The following is a 17297-nucleotide window of genomic DNA, read 5'->3' on the forward strand; positions in this document are numbered from 1 at the left end:
GGCGAATCACACGGAGTCACCGTCATCGTCGACCGAGTGGACCTGGTCCTCGCGCATGCTCACCTTGTTCACGCCGGAGAGGTCCAGCAGTGCAGGGATGAGCATGTGCAGGGGCGGTCTCCCCTCGAACTTCACGTCGATCTGGACCATCCGCACGCCGTTTTCGGTCTCGAAGCGTTTGGAATCGAGGATGGTGTTCGAGTAGCCCATGTCGCCTGCCACGGCGAGGATGTCACGGAGGATTCCTGAGCCGTCCTCGTAGGCGATGCGCAGCAGTTTTCGGTGGTCGCTGTCGGGGATCCTGCGGATGAGGGGCGCGACGACGAACAGCGTGAGCAGGTGCAGTGCGGTGAGCATGATGGCCAGTGACAGCATCCCTGCGCCGCAGGCCATGCCCACGGCCGCCGTCACCCAAACGGTGGCGGCAGTCGTGAGGCCACGCACCATATTTCGGCCCTTGAAGATCACGCCCGCGCCCAGGAAGCCCACACCCGAGACGATCTGTGCGGCGATCCGTGACGGATCCAGACGAGCCTCGTCCCCGAGCACACCGGCGAACCCGTAGGCGGAGACCAATGTGAATGCACATGTGCCGATCCCCACAAGAACATGGGTGCGATAGCCCGCGCTCTTCTGCCGGAACTGCCGTTCGAAGCCGATCAGCGAGCACAGGACGAAGCTGGCCAGGAGCAGCTCGGCCTCGATGAGGCCAGTCGGACCGAAGAAATCGATATGTGAACCCATAGTTATCCGACTGTAGACCCAAAGCTTTCCACACTGAAGATCACGTCACATCAGAGACTCATCTGGCCGGCGGGTGCACTTCTCCGCAGAAAGTGGCGATGTCGGCGCCGAAGAGCGCCGCCGGGGTGAGGGATCCGGGTTGTCCTGGCCAGCTGATCACACGGTGGAGGGGATCCGCCCCTGCTGATCTGCCGATTTGGGATCCGTGGGGTAGTGACTGTCATCATAGGAATGCTCAATCCCCACCTCGGCGGATCGATGTTTCAGCCCGTCGCCTGCAGTGGGCGCGGCTGTATAGGCTCTCTGGTCCGTCGACTCTGCTTGTCTTGCAGGCTCGAACCGGTCGTCGTCGACGATCGTCGAGCGCACGGTCGCAGTGGAGCTTGAGCCTTCGAGGGCCTTCGCCTGCTTCCGGGCCTGCTTGTTCCGTTCCCTCTCCTGCTCAAGGTGGAGATTGCCGAAGTCATGTTCTGTACGCGGCGGTTTGATGCTGTCGATGAGGAACACCAGTGCCAGGGACACGAGGCCCCAGAGCCCGAGGACCTGCATATGCTCGGTGACGACATCGCTGTCGAAGTAGATGATCGAACGGATGGTCTCCACCGCTGCCGCCATCGGCAGGAAGTCGTGCAGCGTGGTGAAGAACGACGGGATCATGTACTCGGAGATCGCCCCGTTCGAGGCCGGCATCCCCGCGAACATGAGAGTGCCGATGACCGGAATGATCGCGAGCATGCCGATGAGTCGCTCGAAGACCATGGCGAACATGGCGATGCAGAAGATCGCGATGGTTCCGGCTCCCCACAGCGCAGCGAAATGACCGTCGACGGCTCCGGTGATCGGGCCGGCGATGAGGGCGACGACCAGTGACATGAACGGTGCGTACACAGCGGTCAGGGGGATCATCCGCTTCAGTGGTCGGCTCCACGGGTTGGCGTTCGCACCGACGATGACCACCATGAATCCGGAGAGGACCCAGCCCATGGCAACGTACATGACGACTACGCCGTTCGTGTCCCGGTCCGGCAGCACATTGACGTTGTCGACATTGAGCTCCACGTCCTGTTGGGAGGCGACCTCATCGAAGATCCGGTTGACGACCTGGTAGGCACTTTTGTTTCCGGCTTCGTTCGCAGTGAGACCGAAATCGGCATTCTTCTGACTCGGCAGCACGAGTGCTGCGACCTCGTCCCGATCTTCGACCTGGGCACGTGCCTCTTCTTTGTCCGTCGTGGCAGTGAAGTCGAACATGTCCTTGCCCAAGGACTTCTCGAGGTCGGCGATGGTGTCCTTCGCCTGCTCGGTCGAGGAACCGACCACGGTCACGGGCATGTCCTTGGGCGTGGGGGAGCCCATCGCACCGAGCATGAAGGTGAGCATCATCGTGACCATTGCCAAGGGGAAGACGATGAGTGAGATGTAGCGCCACACCTTCGAATCCGGACGCCGGCCGCCGTGCAGCGACGGGATGTTGACATCGAGTGGTTTCGGATCCGGATTGCGCCGGTGGGAGATGAAGTCGTAGGCCTTCGTCAGCAGCAGACCGACGACGGCGCCGATGGCCAGCACGAGGAGGTGCTCGGTGACGCCCGCGCCATCGAAGTACAGAACGGAGCGCAGCGCTTCACCGATCGCGGGCATCGGCAGAATTTCGTGCGTGAAGCGGTAGAACGCCGGCATCGTGTACACAGGGTAGGACAGGTTCGACGACGGCATGCCGAGGACCATGAGGAAGAAGATGCCGACGATCACTCCCAGGGCACCGGCGATTCGGGTGATGAGCAGCTGCACGCAGGAGATCGCGAACACACCCAGCCAGGCGACGCCGAGAACGGCGACCGTGTCCTTGATATCGACGATGTCGAGGATCGGGCAGGCGACCGTCCAGACCAGCCCGGCGATCACCGCGGCCCAGGCCCCGAGGATGGGGACGATGCGTGTGAACTTCAGCAGTTCGGGAGAGTTCGAGCGCAGGACGCTGAAGGGCAGGTATCCGGCCATGACGATGGCTGTCATGAGGAACATGGCTCCGAGACCGGAAGGATCGTCGTCCGGCAGGGATGCAATGTCCTCGGTGTCGACGTCGAGTCCCTCCTCCTGTAGGGCGGGCATGACGAGGCTGGTGACTGTCGTCTGCTGTTGGACTCCTGCACCACCCGCGGTGTAGAGCGTAGCTTTGTCGCCCGTGATGACGACCGCCGCCGAGGCTTCGCGATCGTAGACCATCTCACGCGCGGTGTGAGCGTCATCGACGGTATCGACGTCGAGGGCATCCGGTTCGGAACCGTCGAGCGCAAACTTCATGTCCGCGGCCTTCGAGTCCGAACCGGCCACGACGACGGGCATGTCATTGGCTGAGGGAGAGTGCATGGTGCCGAGGTATCCCGTGATCATCATGCCCACCAGGATGAGCGGCATGATGAAGATCGCTGCCGTCCTGCCGATCAGTTCTGCCTTGGCCCGCTTCGCGGCTGCAGCCTCTGCCTCAGCGGTGTGCTGCTCGTCCGTCGACTCCGGAACCTGGTCCTGGTCATAGTCGTCGTCTTGACTGGTGTCGTGTGAGTCATGCCCACTGGCCTCGCGGCGGGTAAGCGGCGGTGGTGTGCCCACTGTCGTCCTCCTGATGGATCGGAAGTCGAGTGATCACCGTTGACCACCTTGAACTCGATCAGTTTAAGACACGTGACTTATACTTGTGAAATCGACATGGATTTGCCAAGGTGGCGGCGATGCTCGCCGAGGTGGTCGGGTCGCTGATATCGCGGCAGGGAGTCCGCATCTTGAGCGGCTTGGGAATGGAAGAATAGGGACTATGGGAATCCAGAGTGACAGAGCGCGCGTGGTGCTGCTCAACTCCGCCGAGGAGCTCTTCGCCATCCACGGCATCGATGCTGTGTCGAATCGCCGCATCGTCGACTATGCAGGGGCGGCGAATCATTCCGCGGTCTCATACCACTTCGGGGGTCGAGACGGTCTGCTGCGTGCGCTCGTGGAGCGTCATGTCGCCGAGATGTCCCTCCGCAGGGACGCTTACGTCGCAGGCCTGGGTGAGGCCCCGAGCATTCATGATTTCGTCCGCAGCAGAATGGGCCCGCTGTTCGACGTTCTCGCCGATCTGCCGCGGCCAAGCTGGCGTGCACAGTTTCTCGCACAGGTGGGGGCCGTGCCCTCGGCTGTCGAGATCATGAAGTCCGTGATGGCTGAGTCCTCCCTGCCCGAGGGGCTGAGATTCATCCACGGCGACGTCGAAGGCATTCCCGAAGCGGTCCTGCGTGGCAGGGCCTATCTGCTGGCCCATATGGTCACCAGCGCGTGTTCGGACCAGGAGGTGAAGATGAATGAGGGGACTCACAAAGGCGACTGGGAGCAGGTAGGGCGGTTCCTCATCGATGCCGCGGCAGGCATGCTCGCAGGCCCCGTGACATCACCGGACGGTGCGATCCGCTATCCGTCGATGCCGTTTCTCTGACGAGTGTCCCTGCGGGACGAATCAGTCGCAGCCTGTCGAATCAGCTGCAGCCATCGGGGCCGCACACCGTGCCGTCACGAAAGGCTTCGTCTCCACCGGCGAGTACCGTGAGCTTCTGGCTTTCTTCCCACGCTGTTGCGAGGGCCTGTGCAAATGCTTCGGGTGGCTGGGCACCGGAGATTCCGTATTTGCGGTCGATGACGAAGAACGGGACTCCATTGGCGCCGAGCGCTCGTGCCTCGGCGATGTCGGACTTCACCTCGGCGGTGAATTCGTCGGTGGAGAGGACCCGACGGGTCTCGTCGGCGTCGATGCCGACAGTTCGGGCCACCTCGGCGAGATAGTCGACGTCACCGATATCGCGGCCCTTCTCGAAATGACCGGACAACAGGGCTTCTTTGGCCTGGTTCATGGCCCCGTAGGTCTTGGCCAGGTGGAGGAAGCGGTGGGCGGTGAAGCTGTTGGCCACGACGATGGAATCGAAGTCGTAGTTCAACCCCTCATCAGCGGCCTGCGCGGTGACGTGATCGAACATCTGCCGGACCTGATCGGCGGGCATGCCCTTGGCCTGGCTGAGGTACTCGGTCTCTGTTCCCGTGTAGTGGTCGGGCAGGCTCGGGTCGAGCTGGTAGCTGCGCCACTCTACCTCGACATCGTCCTTGTGTGCGAAGCCCTCCAAGGCAGTCTCGAAGCGACGTTTTCCGATGAAGCACCAGGGGCAGGCGATGTCTGACCAGATCTCAATCCTCATAACAGGTCAAACCTGGGCGCGACTCGGGTTATTCCCCACAACGAAAGGTACGAGTGGATCAGAACAGTGCTTCCTGGGGCGGGGGTGTCAGACTCGCGGCCTGAGTCTGGTTGAGCGCAGGGCTTTTCGTTCGGTCACCGCGCTTGGTCTTCGGGTAGTCGTCATCGCCGGAACCGCGCAGGTCGTACTTGTCAATGAGCGGATTGATGCGCCGACTCAGCCAGGCTCGGTACTCTTTCGACGCGTACGAGGACTTCGCGTACATGCGACGGTAGCGGGGGAGCAGTTCCGGATATTCGCGTTCCAGCCAGGTGAAGAACCATTCGCGGGCACCCGGCCGAAGATGCAGGGCGCCATAGACGACCCTGCTCGCGCCCGCCTCTTTGATTGCACGAAGTGCGGTATCAAGATGCTCCATCGAGTCGGTGAGCTTCGGCATCACCGGCATGAGGAAGACCGTGACTCTGAATCCGAGGTTCGCGGCCGCTTTGACTGTCGCTAGGCGTGCTGTGGTCGTCGGTGTGCCTGGCTCGATCGTCTGTTGGAGGGTGTCATCGTAGACAGCGATCGACATGCTGATCTCCACGTCGACGTCCTCCTTGGCGCGGGCGAGCAGCGGCAGATCGCGCCGCAGCAGAGTGCCCTTGGTCAGCACCGACATCGGAGTTCCATGCTCGGCCAGGACGGTGATGATGCCCGGCATGAGTGAGTAGCGACCCTCAGCGCGCTGGTAGGGGTCCGTGTTCGTGCCCAGAGCCACCAGCTCTCGTGACCACTTCGGTTTGGCCACCTCGGCGGCGAGGACTTCGGGGGTGTTGACCTTGACGATGACCTGCCGGTCGAAGTCCTCACCGGAATCAAGATCGAGATATCGGTGGGTGTTGCGGGCAAAGCAGTAGACGCAGGCATGAGAACACCCGCGGTAGGGATTGATCGTCCAGGTGAATGGCATTGAGCTGGCCGCGGGCACCTTATTCAGCGCCGACTTCGCGAGCACCTCATGGAAGGTGACGCCTGCGAACTCCGGTGTTCGAACACTGCGCACCAGGCCCTTGAGGCCGAAGAGTTCGGCAGGAGATGCATCGCTGCCCTTGCCTGGCGTGCTCGTCGGAGAGCTCGTCTTAGGGCTTGTCTCTGCACCGACAGCTGGTCCAAGAGTGCTCTGCTGATTCCACCTCATGAGTATATTCGAACATGCGTTCTAGTGGGAGTCAAGAGTGCGTAGAGTGGTGGCAACCTCTTTGATTGGAAAGTCTGATGATCCAAACCGTCACGGGCCCTATAGAAGCTGCGGATCTCGGCGTCACACTTCCGCATGAGCACCTTTTCATCAATCTCATGCGTGAGTATCGAGGTGACGGTCTGCTCAACGACCCAGACCTGGTGGAACATGAGTTGCGTCTATACAGTGACCTGGGCGGGAGCTCGATAGTCGATGTGACAAGCAGCGGCCTGGATCGCAACCCGCTTGCGCTGCTCGATGCATCGCGACGCACGGGCCTCAACGTTGTCATGGGATGCGGTTACTACAGGGATCCGTATCTTCCGAACGAGGATGTGGATACGACGACCGTCGAAGGGCTGAGCGAACGGATCGTCAACGACCTGGACGTAGGTGTCGACGGAACCGGAATACGGGCGGGTGTTATCGGAGAGGTCGGCAGCGACAAGTGGTTCGTCAGCGCGCGGGAAGAAAGGTCTCTGCGCGCCGCTGGTCGAGCCCAAGCGCGCACAGGTGCAGCGCTCACGACTCATTCGGCGCGTTGGCCGGTCGGGATGCCGCAGCTCGACATCCTCGAGGAAGAAGGCGTCGATCTCAGGCGTGTGATCGTTGGGCACTCTGACTCGGTGCCGGATACGGAGTACCATCTCGCTCTGGCTCGGCGCGGTGCATATGTGCAATTCGACATGCTCGGTATATACACCTCCGAATACGACCAAGAGCAACGCATCCGGTATATCAAGAACTTGGTCGAATCGGGGTTCGGCGATCATGTACTGCTTTCCCATGACGTCTGCCTGAGGGGGATGCTCACCGTCAACGGGGGCGTCGGCTACGGTCACATACTGAGAGATTTCGTTCCTCGGATGCGTGCAGCCGACATCTCGGATGACCTGATCGAAAGAATGTTGGTCACCAATCCTGCTCGGGCGCTCGAGCCACAATGACAACCCTCAAGGAGTGACAACCCTCAAGGTCGGAAGCCACCGCAGTCTATGAGACTCTCATGCCCTTGAATTCGCTGCGATGGAAGACAAGTGCTTCGGTTTCAGAGTCAGCACCGGAATCGGCACGACTGCCGGTGTCGAGGATCTCGAGAAGTGCGACGGTGTGATCGCCTGCCTCGATCTCGTTATAGAGACGCGTCCACAAGTGGGCAGGGCTGCCCGGGATAGTCAGAGCGCCATCTGCCGTGACCTCGGGGTCGATCCCAGCGAAGCGCGAAGTACGGTCCTTCGAGGCCAGCTGTCTGGCCAGGTGTGACTGATGGGTGCCGAGGAGGGAGACTCCCAATGCGGGTGCAGTCCGCAGGAGTGGCCACGTGCTTGAGCTGGTCTGGACTGCGACGCTGATCAGGGGAGGGTCGAGTGAGACTCCTGCAGTGACGGTCGAGGCGACGAGTCCGAGGGGAGTCCCGTCGACCTCCGCGCCGATGAGCGCAACGCCCTGTGGGAAGTGCGAAAAGGTCTCGCGCAGAGCATCCGGTGACACGGCTGCGGCTCGTGCGATCGTCGACATGAACTTGCCTCCGGTGGAATGTAGTTGTTGAGGGGTGAGGATGCTGAGATATTCCGCTCAACAATGCCTTACTGATCTCAAGTGATCATCACAGATATTGCCACCAAGCGCATCCCGATGTGACACAAGTGAGTCTTCGTGTGTCCCCATATGACGATCAAAGTCCAACAGTGACGCGGCGGCGACATGAACCGCCACGGAGTCCCTAGATTGCTCAACGAAACTCTGGCCTTGAATAGACATTCTGACCACGTAGATGAGGGAGAACCCGATGGCACAGTCCTCCGTAGCGGAGACGATCACCCAGGCCCCACCTCGGCGGCTCTTGGCCGGGAAGAAGAGAGTCCTCGCCTCAGCCTTCGCCGGCACCACCATCGAGTGGTACGACTTCTACCTCTACGGCACAGCGGCGGCACTGATCTTCAACGTTCAGTTCTTCCCCAGCGACAGCGAGCTCGGCAGCAGCCTGGCCGCGTTCGCCAGCCTCGCGGTCGGATTCTTCGCGCGACCACTGGGCGGCATCATCGCCGGGCACCTCGGAGACCGAGTCGGCCGCAAGGCACTCCTTGTCGTCTCCCTGCTGTCCATGGGCATCGCCTCAACGCTCATCGGCCTGGTGCCGAACTTCGAGGCCATCGGCTGGTGGGCCGCTGCCGCACTTGTCGTCCTCCGGATTGTGCAGGGACTGTCCGCCGGTGCCGAATGGGGCGGATCCGCACTGCTCTCGGTCGAACACGCCCCACCCCGCAAACGAGGGCTGTTCGGATCCTTCACCCAGATCGGCTCGGCGGCCGGCATGCTGCTGGCCACCAGCGCCTTCTTCGCCGTGCAGAGGCTGCTCACACCCGAGCAGTTCGAAGCCTTCGGATGGCGCATCCCCTTCCTGGCTTCGGCACTGCTCGTGGCACTGGGACTGTGGATTCGCCTCGGCGTCTCCGATGCACCGGAATTCCAAGAGCTCAAGGCCTCGGGCAATGTCGCCAAGGCGCCACTGCGCGACGTGCTGACCAAGCATCCGCGCGTCCTCCTGGTGACAATCGGACTCCGCCTGGCGCAGAACAGCGTCTTCTACCTCATCACCGTCTACATGCTCAGCTACCTGGCCGAGAACCGCAATGACTCGACCGCCGGCGTCGCTGCCGTCATGATCGCCTCGGCCATCGGTCTGTTCACCGGGCCTCTGTGGGGGTGGGTCTCTGACAAGGTCGGTCGCAGACGCGTGACCATCGGCGGCATCATCGGGGTGGCCGTATTCGGGTGGATCTTCTTCGCCTTCCTCGACGCCGGCCCACTGGCCTTCCTGCCGATCGTGGTCATCCTCGGCATGAACCTCGCCCACGACGCCATCTATGGCCCCCAGGCAGCCTGGTTCGCCGAACAGTTCCCCATCGAGATCCGCTATTCAGGGGTGAACATGGGCTACCAGCTGGGCACTGTCATCGGAGGTGGCATCATGCCGATGGTCGCGGCGCTGCTCTACGTCTTCGGCGGCCACTCGCCATGGCTGATCTGCGGCTACCTCACACTGCTGTGCCTGCTCTCGCTCATCGCGGCACTGGCGGCAAAGGACCCTGCTCGCGAGCTCGCGATCAGCGACCCTGCCCACGACTGAGATCCATGACCTGACACTGAGGTTCATGACCTGACAACTGCCACCTGACACCGACAAGGAAAGAGACACACGATGACGAAACCCATTATTCTCAACGCCTTCGACATGATGACCCCGGTCCACCAGTCACCCGGACTGTGGCGCCACCCTGACTCCAGGGTCGACCAATTCACTCAGTTGTCCTTCTGGACGGATCTGGCTAAGACCCTCGAAGAAGGAGGATTCTCCTCCCTGTTCCTCGCCGACATCCTCGGCGTCTATGACGTCTACGGGGGCAATGCCGACGTGACGAACCGCGGGGGAGTCCAGTTCCCCCTCTTGGACCCACTCGTCGCAGTTCCCGCTATGGCCGCAGCGACGAAGACTCTGGGATTCGGCGTCACCGCCTCGGTGACCTACGAACAGCCCTACCTGCTGGCCCGGACCCTGACGACACTTGATCACTTCACCAACGGGCGCGTGGCCTGGAACATCGTCACCAGCTACGTCGACTCCGCGGCACGCAACCTTGGACTCGAAGGCCAGATCCCACACGACGAGCGCTACGACCGGGCCGACGAGTACATGGACGTCATGTACAAGCTCTTCGAAGGCTCGATCACCCCCGAAGCACTGCGTGCCGACGCCGAGGCCAACGTGTTCGTCGACCCCGAACAGGTCCACGACATCAACCACGAGGGCAAGTTCTTCACCGTTCCCGGACAGGCGCTCGCCGTGCCCGGACCACAGGGAACACCGCTGCTGTTCCAGGCCGGTGCCTCCAAGCGCGGACAGGAGTTCGCCCTCGACCACGCCGAGGCGATCTTCTTCTCCGGACCCACGCCGCAGATCCTGCGCACCTGGGTCGACAAGGTTCGTGACGGACTCGAAGAACGTGGCCGCGCCCGCGACAGCGTGAAGATCTTCGCGCTCGCCACCATCATCGTCGACGACACCGACGAAGCAGCCGAAGCCAGGCTCGCCGACTACACACGCTACGTCGACACCGAATCCGCGCTCTCACTCTTCGGCGGCTGGACCGGCGTCGACCTCTCCGGTGCCAAGCCGGACGACCCGCTGGAATACGTCGCCACGGACGCGAACCAGTCCGCGCTCGCCTCCTTCACCACCATGGCCGGCGACAAGACCTGGACCATCCGCGATCTGGCGGAGTTCGTCGCCATCGGCGGACGCGGACCCGTCATCACGGGTTCGCCCGCAACGGTCGCCGACGAGTTCGAACGTTGGATGTCCGAGGCCGACATCGACGGATTCAACATCGCCGCTGCCGTCCGCCCTGCCGACGCCGAGCGATTCACCAAGTACGTTTCGCCCGAACTGCGTCGCCGTGGTCTCCTGCCAGAGCCGATCGAGGGTGCCACAGTCCGCGAACAGCTGACCGGGCAGGGCCCCCGCCTGGCCGATGACCACAAAGGTGCAGGGTTCCGGCTGGGAGCCGACGCGCTCGTATGAGTCGGTACATGTGAGCCTGTGAGCTCGCCTGTGTGTGGGCTCGCCCGTGCATGAGTCCACTCTGTATGGGGGCTGGCCCGTGTGGGAGCTCGCCCCCGTGGCTGGTGGATGAACGTCTCGTGATGACCCGCGAGTTCATCTGCCGGCCACTTCTGGTGGATAATGGTCTGCGGCCATTTTCCGATCCGCCGATCACCTGAGGATCCAGCATGAGCGCAGCGACGCCACAGACTTCTGCCGAGTCCATCTCGGCACCCGCCTACAAACGCAAGGCGCTCTTCGCCGCAGCTGTCGGTTACGGACTCGACGGCTTCGACCTGCTCATCCTCAGCTTTGCCCTCGGCGGCATCATCGCAACCTTCGGACTCAGCGACGTCGAGGCAGGATCGCTGTCGACGATCACCCTCTTCGGTGCGGTCCTCGGCGGCATCATCTTCGGATCACTGGCCGACCGCTACGGCCGCGTCCGGGTTCTGACCTGGACCGTTCTCATCTTCGCCGTGTTCACCGGGTTGAGCTCAATTGCCCAGGGATATTGGGACATGGCCGCCTACCGGTTCATCGCCGGTATCGGCATAGGCGGCGAGTTCGGCATCGGCATGGCATTGGCCGCCGAAGCAGTGCCGGCCAACCAGCGTGCCCGAGCCACCTCTTGGGTGGGAGTGGGATTCCAGATCGGCGTCTTCGCCGCCGCGATCGTCTCCGCTCCGGTCATCGCTCTGTGGGGTTGGCGGGCGCTGTTCGTCATCGGTCTCTTCCCCGCCATCTTCGCCTTCGTCATTCGCCGAGGTGTCGAGGAGCCAGACAAGTTCGTGCAGTCCCAGCGGGGCCGTGCAGTGGGGGAGTCGGGAGACTCAAGCGAGTCGGCAGGCTCACCGGACCTTCCGACCTTCGGTGCAAAGATCCGTGCGTTGGTCAAGGACAAGGCAACCGTGAGGATCTCCTTCGCCTTGATCGTCCTCTCGACGGTGCAGAACTTCGGATACTTCGGCATCATCGCCTGGCTGCCCAACTATCTTTCTGAGAAGTTGGACCTCGGTGTGACGAAGGGATCGCTGTGGACGGCGGTGACGGTGATCGGAATGCTCGCGGGCATCCTCATCTTCGGGCAGGTCGCCGACCGGCTGGGCAGGCGTCCGGCGTTTTGGATCTTCCAGGCTGGGGCGATCGTCTCGATCCTGGTCTACAGCCAGATGACCGACCCGACGGCACTGCTCATCGGCGGCTTCTTCATGGGAGCCTTCGCCAACGGCATGCTCGGCGGTCATGGTGCCCTGCTGGCAGAAATGTACCCGACACAGGTTCGGGCCACCGCACAGAACGTCATCTTCAACATCGGCCGTGCCCTGGGCGGACTCGCCCCCGTGGTCATCGCCCTGCTTGCCGACTCCTTCGGATTCGCGTTCGCACTTGCGCTGCTGCCGACCATCTACATCATCCAGTTCCTCGCCATGTTCCTGCTGCCGGAGAAACGCGGCATCGAACTGGAGTAGATGCACATCGTCGAACTGAGTCAGAAGGGGATACCCAGAGTCGTTACTGTCTATAGATGGTTGTTCAGGAGCGTTCTGAGGACCATTTGCGGACAGTGAATGAGTTGAGAACTCGGGGGTGAGTCAGTTGTGAGCGAGGTGGTGCCTGAGAAGCTGACGGAACTGGTCCATATTCGTCGCTTTCGACACGCGCAACACGGTCCACCCCTGTGCAACGAGATTCTGAATCCGCTCATTGTCGGCGGCGAACTGCTTGTCTGAGCTTCTGTGGTGATCGCCTTCATACTCGATGGCGAGGCGAAGCTCGGGATATCCGAGATCGGGGTGAAGAACGTAACTGAGGTTCGAGCACTGCACGGGAGGGTGAACCATCGGCTCCGGGAATCCTTGGCTTATGATCCATAGACGTAACCAAGTTTCCTGGGGCGAATCGACGTTCTGCCGCATGCGCGTGAGCACGGAGGCAAGTAAGGGCCGATTTCGCACATATCGGCGACTGTCGACTTCGGCTCTGATTGCTTTGGGGGTCGCCAGCGGGCCGCTGTGCCATTTCCCGATTGCGGCCTCGGCCACAGCGATCAGCTCATCAACTGTAAGGATTGTGGCGAGTTCAACGATCAGCTGAGGGACTGAGATCAGCGGCAGCTCGCAGAAGTTGGCGACCTTCAGGGACGTGTAACGGTGAAGTACAACGCCTCTCCTCGTCAGCGTGAAATCAGGAGAAGCGGAAGCAACATGAATTCGACGGTCGGTGAGCCTCCGTGGGAGCGGCAGCCCATACAGTCGAGCTGCGGTGATGCCTGTACCAGCTAAACCCTCGTGGAGACGCAGGATCCCGGATAGGCCGACTTGCACCTTGGCCCATTCGAGGCCGGCCCACATCGGTGCCGGCACTGCGGTATCGGGTTCATTGTCGATCCAGACGCCGTGGAAGAGCTGAGTGTAGCGAGGGCTGTTCCTCAGCGCGTGCAAGCTGAGTCCGAGCGGGCCAACCTGATCGCGCATGAACGGGACCGGGGCGGTGAGGAATTGTATGGGTTCATTGTTCATGAACGGTGACTCTGCCGGAGATGCGGTTCGAGAGGAACCGAGTGCTCAGCGACTGTGTATCGACGTTTGTCATCCACTGCCGAATCGCGCGCAAGTGAGAAGACTCTCCACAGTCAAGGACGCTCGAGTCAATGCGCTTGTCTGAGTGAGATGCACCTCGACATCGTCGACACCTAAGCGTGGTTGCCTGTTGCAATATGCGGAACGTGGAGACCCTCAGGCCGCGAGGTCGTGTGCAGGTGCGCGGTACATATGTGAAAGTGCGGCCGAGCTCTGAGCGACCAGTCATGGAGAATTTGTGGTTGAGAAATGGTCGCTTTTCCCCAGGCAGACGAACTTAAGTCCACACTGAAATCCGTTTGTCGACTGTAAATCTCGTCGTAGAGGGAGGCGAGTCGTGTGTGCGGCAGTGTGTGACCCGAGATCTGAGTGGGAGCAGGCTTGTTCGACGCTGAGACGCTGAGACGCTGAGACGCTGAGACGCTGAGACTCTGAGACGCCTCGACGGTCCGTGACATATTGTGACGGCGTGGGGAGCGGGCGGGGACGTGCCCAGACCATACTGAGCGATTGTGAATAGTCCAGAACCAGCCGGCACTTCGGCGCACGCACCAGACAAGACCGACCCAGGCCCCACCTCGGCGGGGGAAGGCACAGCCGATGCAACGAAGCCTCCGCGGATCATCCGCAGCGCATCCGACATCCACTCGGTCCTCGCCGAATTCGGGTCCCAGGGCACGAAGACCAAGGCGGTCATCATCCTCGCACTCGGCGGGATCTTCATGGACGCCTACGACTTCTCCTCTCTGGCCTTCGGGATCACCGCGATCAAGGAACAGTTCGGACTGACCGGATTCATGACCGGGCTCGTCAACGCCTCGATCATGGTCGGAGCGGTCATCGGTGCGCTGTTCGGCGGATACCTCGTCGACCGGTTCGGGCGCTACAAACTGTTCATGGCCGACATGGTGTTCTTCGTCATCGCCGCCATCGGCTGTGCCGTAGCCCCGAACGAATGGGTCCTCATTCTCTTCCGCTTCGTCATGGGCATCGGCGTCGGACTCGACCTGCCCGTGGCGATGGCCTTCCTCGCCGAATTCTCCAAGCTCAAGGGCAAAGGCAACCGCTCGCAGCGCGTCAACGCCTGGTCACCTGCCTGGTACATCGCGACCGGCGTCGGCTACCTCATCGTACTCATCATCTTCGTCAGCCTGCCCTACGACCAGCACGCCATCCTGTGGCGCCTCGTCGTCGGGTTCGGCGCAGTCCCGGCACTCATCGTGCTCCTCGTCCGTCGCCGCTACCTCGCAGAATCGCCCGAATGGCTCGCGAACCAGGGTGACCTGCGTGGCGCCGTCGACGTCATGCGCTCACACCACCACCTCGACGTGGAACTCGCCGCCGATGCCGGCAGCACAGGGAAGGCCGGAGCTGCAGAGCCGAAGCGCGGCGGCAAATGGAGCGGATTCGCCGAACTCTTCGCCCCGCAGTACCGTGTACGCACGATCGTCGCCCTCTGCGTGTCAGTGTTCTCGACCTTCGGCTACAACGCCGTCGCCTACGGCACGCCACTGATCATTACGACGCTGTTCCACCAGACGCCGCTGGTCACCATCATCGCCTCACTCGTCATCAACCTCGGCTTCGGCGCCATCGGCGGACTGCTGGGCATGAGCATCGTCAACCGGTTCGGCACCCGCCGCATCACCCTCGTCGGATTCGCGATCCAGGCAGCATCACTTGCCCTGCTGGCTATCGTCGGCATACCGACCGGTGCACTCGTGCTCGTCTCAGTAGCGATGCTCGCGGCCTTCGTCTTCGCACAGGCCGGCGGACCCGGAGCCAACCTGATGAACTACGCGACTCTGTCCTACCCGACGCGACTGCGCGGAATCGGCATCGGCTTCAATCAGTCGGTACTGCGTGCGTTCTCGATCGTCTCCCTCATCATGTTCCCGATCCTGGCGGGTTCGATGGGCACGGGAGTCTTCTGGATCGTCGCCTGTGCCCCGCTGGCCGGAGCCATCGCGGTCGGCATCGTCAAATGGGACCCGACAGCGAAGGATGTGGAAGAAGAGGCGTGATTGTCTGACGCAGGGGCGTCATGCCTTCGGGCACCATCGGTTGGAACTCAACTGATGGTGCCCGCTCTTGTCTGCAGGAGGCGCTGCGTAGGCGTTTCTGATCGCTGTTCAGAATAAATGGTATGCCAAATGTGTTTGGTGCCGGAAGTCACCGAAAGGCTCGTGGCCAGCACGGATGCAGTCCGCACGATCGGCGTATTTGAGGTTGTTCTGTGGGAATCGGCGTCAGTGCTGTTGCACGTAATCTGTGACTCAGGTTACGCTGATATCGACAGTACTCGCCGCCACAGCGTTGTGATCAGAGGTTTGGTATCCCAGCGATGTGCTTTTCAGATTTGAGTGACCAGCATGAGAAAGACTGAGATTGCGCAGGATCCTGCACCCAGCTGGATGGGCCCGAGCCCCGAACAGTTGGCGGCACATCGCATCAGTCCGCGGTTCTACAACTCGGACCTGGCACCGAGCAGGAAGGAAGGGCGAAGCTGGACCGCCTACAGCCTGTTCACCCTGTGGGCCAATGACGTCCATTCGCTGGGCAATTACGGGTTCGCCCTCGGTCTCTTCGCGCTGGGGCTCGGTGCCTGGCAGATTCTCGTTGCACTGCTCGTCGGCGCCGGCCTCCTGTTCTTCCTCCTGACGCTCTCGGGTTTCATGGGACACAAGACGGGAGTGCCCTATCCGGTGATGAGCCGCATTGCCTTCGGCATCCACGGCGCTCAACTCGCGGCCTCCGTGCGCGGCATCGTTGCCATCGCCTGGTTCGGCATCCAGACCTACCTGGCCTCGAGCGTCCTCAACGTCCTGCTCCTCACCCTCGTGCCCAGCCTCCAGTCATGGGCCGACACCGAGTTCCTCGGCCTCTCCGGCCTGGGGTGGTTCTCCTTCACCCTGCTCTGGGTCGTCCAGGTCGTGATCGTCAGCTACGGGATGGAGATGATCCGCAAGTACGAGGCGATCGCCGGACCGATCATCCTCGTCACCTTCCTCTCCTTGGCCGTCTGGATGCTCTCACGCGTCGATTTCTCGATCTCCTGGGCGCGGGAAGATGCCCTGAGTGGGTGGGAGATGTGGATGCACATCCTCGGTGGTGGATCACTGTGGGTCGCGATCTACGGCACCTTCGTCCTCAACTTCTCCGACTTCACCCGTGCCGCGAAGAAGAAGGGCTCCATCGTCGTCGGCAACTTCTGGGGCATTCCGATCAACATGCTCGTCTTCGGCCTCGTCGTCATCTCCTTAGCCGGTGCCCAATACGAGCTCGACGGAACGGTCATCACCTCACCCGCCGACATCGTCCAGTCGATCGGCAACCCCGTCCTGCTGGCACTGGCTTCGGTGGCACTGCTCATCCTCACGATCGCGGTCAACCTCATGGCGAATTTCGTGGCACCGACCTACGCGCTGACCAACATGTTCCCGCGTCACCTCAACTTCCGCAGCGCCGCGCTCATCAGTGCCATCATCGGCTTCGTCATCCTGCCCTGGAACCTCTACGACTCTCCGATTGTGATCGTCTACTTCCTCGGCGGGCTCGGCGCGCTGCTGGGGCCTCTGTTCGGGATCATCATGATCGACTACTGGGTGATTCGGAAGACGAAGGTCAACGTGCCCCAGCTCTACACCGAGGCTGGCGACGGCGAGTACTTCTACCACCGGGGTGTCAATTGGCGCGCGATCGGCGCCTTCATCCCCGCCTCGCTCATCTCGCTCGTCTTCGCGCTGGTGCCCGCGTTCGTCAGCGTCTCCCAGTTCTCCTGGTTCAGTGGGGCGGGTATCGCGGCGATCATCTACTTCTTCATCGCCCGACGCAGCTTCACCTTCCGCGAGGTCGATGGCGAAGAGATCGCCGTCCCCACGACGCACTGAAGTCGCATCGCGCCAACCATCGATCGCTTGCAGCCC

At 61.8% G+C, this 17297-nt stretch carries 13 protein-coding genes; 7 read left to right on the forward strand and 6 right to left on the reverse strand.

Going from position 1 to position 17297, the window contains the following annotated elements; translation table 11 throughout:
* Nucleotides 1-6: 6 nt before the first annotated feature.
* Both FO013_RS03560 and FO013_RS03565 read right to left on the reverse strand, forming a co-directional pair.
* Entirely contained in the window at nucleotides 7-744 is a 738-nt protein-coding gene (locus FO013_RS03560) for an MgtC/SapB family protein (protein WP_143921190.1), read from the reverse strand.
* A 156-nt stretch (nucleotides 745-900) separates the two neighbouring features.
* A complete protein-coding gene (locus FO013_RS03565; RefSeq protein ID WP_260847977.1) occupies nucleotides 901-3354 on the reverse strand; it encodes an ABC transporter permease in 2454 nt (817 codons plus the stop codon).
* A 202-nt stretch (nucleotides 3355-3556) separates the two neighbouring features.
* Here FO013_RS03565 and FO013_RS03570 point away from each other — a divergent pair, with 202 nt between their 5' ends.
* Nucleotides 3557-4213 (forward strand): TetR/AcrR family transcriptional regulator, encoded by a 657-nt coding sequence (locus tag FO013_RS03570; protein WP_143921191.1) that lies wholly within the window; start codon nucleotides 3557-3559, stop codon nucleotides 4211-4213.
* A 40-nt stretch (nucleotides 4214-4253) separates the two neighbouring features.
* Here FO013_RS03570 and FO013_RS03575 read toward each other — a convergent pair whose 3' ends face one another.
* Together FO013_RS03575 and FO013_RS03580 are read right to left on the reverse strand one after the other, a co-directional pair.
* Nucleotides 4254-4964: a DsbA family oxidoreductase gene (locus FO013_RS03575; RefSeq protein WP_143921192.1), complete on the reverse strand. Its 711-nt coding sequence runs from the start codon at nucleotides 4962-4964 to the stop codon at nucleotides 4254-4256.
* Nucleotides 4965-5022: 58 nt separating this feature from the next.
* Nucleotides 5023-6144: an Rv2578c family radical SAM protein gene (locus tag FO013_RS03580; RefSeq protein ID WP_143921193.1), complete on the reverse strand. Its 1122-nt coding sequence runs from the start codon at nucleotides 6142-6144 to the stop codon at nucleotides 5023-5025.
* A gap of 77 nt (nucleotides 6145-6221) precedes the next feature.
* Here FO013_RS03580 and FO013_RS03585 point away from each other — a divergent pair, with 77 nt between their 5' ends.
* Entirely contained in the window at nucleotides 6222-7133 is a 912-nt protein-coding gene (locus FO013_RS03585; RefSeq protein WP_143921194.1) for a phosphotriesterase family protein, read from the forward strand.
* A 46-nt stretch (nucleotides 7134-7179) separates the two neighbouring features.
* On the opposite strand, the gene FO013_RS03590 is transcribed toward FO013_RS03585, so the two are convergent.
* On the reverse strand, nucleotides 7180-7704 hold the full coding sequence (locus FO013_RS03590; RefSeq protein ID WP_143921195.1) for a flavin reductase family protein: 525 nt from the start codon (nucleotides 7702-7704) through the stop codon (nucleotides 7180-7182).
* 271 nt (nucleotides 7705-7975) lie between these two features.
* On the opposite strand from FO013_RS03590, the gene FO013_RS03595 reads away from it, so the two are divergent.
* The 3 genes from FO013_RS03595 to FO013_RS03605 all read left to right on the forward strand — a co-directional run bounded on the left by FO013_RS03595 (nucleotide 7976) and on the right by FO013_RS03605 (nucleotide 12261).
* Nucleotides 7976-9316, forward strand: coding sequence for an MFS transporter (locus tag FO013_RS03595; RefSeq protein ID WP_143921196.1), 1341 nt, complete (start codon nucleotides 7976-7978; stop codon nucleotides 9314-9316).
* Between the two features lie 72 nt (nucleotides 9317-9388).
* Nucleotides 9389-10768, forward strand: a complete 1380-nt coding sequence (locus FO013_RS03600) for an LLM class flavin-dependent oxidoreductase (RefSeq protein WP_143921197.1) — start codon at nucleotides 9389-9391, stop codon at nucleotides 10766-10768.
* 209 nt (nucleotides 10769-10977) lie between these two features.
* The gene (locus tag FO013_RS03605; protein WP_143921198.1) at nucleotides 10978-12261 is read left to right on the forward strand and encodes an MFS transporter; all 1284 of its coding nucleotides are present in this window, start codon (nucleotides 10978-10980) and stop codon (nucleotides 12259-12261) included.
* Nucleotides 12262-12384: 123 nt separating this feature from the next.
* Here FO013_RS03605 and FO013_RS03610 read toward each other — a convergent pair whose 3' ends face one another.
* On the reverse strand, nucleotides 12385-13311 hold the full coding sequence (locus tag FO013_RS03610; protein ID WP_143921199.1) for an endonuclease domain-containing protein: 927 nt from the start codon (nucleotides 13309-13311) through the stop codon (nucleotides 12385-12387).
* A gap of 572 nt (nucleotides 13312-13883) precedes the next feature.
* On the opposite strand from FO013_RS03610, the gene FO013_RS03615 reads away from it, so the two are divergent.
* Nucleotides 13884-15395: an MFS transporter gene (locus FO013_RS03615; protein WP_143921200.1), complete on the forward strand. Its 1512-nt coding sequence runs from the start codon at nucleotides 13884-13886 to the stop codon at nucleotides 15393-15395.
* A 348-nt stretch (nucleotides 15396-15743) separates the two neighbouring features.
* Entirely contained in the window at nucleotides 15744-17261 is a 1518-nt protein-coding gene (locus FO013_RS03620; protein WP_143921201.1) for an NCS1 family nucleobase:cation symporter-1, read from the forward strand.
* Nucleotides 17262-17297 lie beyond the last annotated feature (36 nt).

This window comes from Brevibacterium aurantiacum, assembly GCF_007558825.1.
Taxonomy (GTDB): domain Bacteria; phylum Actinomycetota; class Actinomycetes; order Actinomycetales; family Brevibacteriaceae; genus Brevibacterium; species Brevibacterium aurantiacum_A.

What these genes read in the sequence shown, in the direction of transcription:
- FO013_RS03570 (WP_143921191.1), top strand. Translation starts at nt 3,557, where the DNA reads ATGGGAATCCAGAGTGACAGAGCGCGCGTGGTGCTGCTCAACTCCGCC.
- FO013_RS03620 (WP_143921201.1), top strand. Translation starts at nt 15,744, where the DNA reads ATGAGAAAGACTGAGATTGCGCAGGATCCTGCACCCAGCTGGATGGGC.
- FO013_RS03590 (WP_143921195.1), bottom strand. Translation starts at nt 7,704, where the DNA reads ATGTCGACGATCGCACGAGCCGCAGCCGTGTCACCGGATGCTCTGCGC.
- FO013_RS03580 (WP_143921193.1), bottom strand. Translation starts at nt 6,144, where the DNA reads ATGAGGTGGAATCAGCAGAGCACTCTTGGACCAGCTGTCGGTGCAGAG.
- FO013_RS03600 (WP_143921197.1), top strand. Translation starts at nt 9,389, where the DNA reads ATGACGAAACCCATTATTCTCAACGCCTTCGACATGATGACCCCGGTC.
- FO013_RS03585 (WP_143921194.1), top strand. Translation starts at nt 6,222, where the DNA reads ATGATCCAAACCGTCACGGGCCCTATAGAAGCTGCGGATCTCGGCGTC.
- FO013_RS03605 (WP_143921198.1), top strand. Translation starts at nt 10,978, where the DNA reads ATGAGCGCAGCGACGCCACAGACTTCTGCCGAGTCCATCTCGGCACCC.
- FO013_RS03560 (WP_143921190.1), bottom strand. Translation starts at nt 744, where the DNA reads ATGGGTTCACATATCGATTTCTTCGGTCCGACTGGCCTCATCGAGGCC.
- FO013_RS03610 (WP_143921199.1), bottom strand. Translation starts at nt 13,311, where the DNA reads ATGAACAATGAACCCATACAATTCCTCACCGCCCCGGTCCCGTTCATG.
- FO013_RS03575 (WP_143921192.1), bottom strand. Translation starts at nt 4,964, where the DNA reads ATGAGGATTGAGATCTGGTCAGACATCGCCTGCCCCTGGTGCTTCATC.
- FO013_RS03595 (WP_143921196.1), top strand. Translation starts at nt 7,976, where the DNA reads ATGGCACAGTCCTCCGTAGCGGAGACGATCACCCAGGCCCCACCTCGG.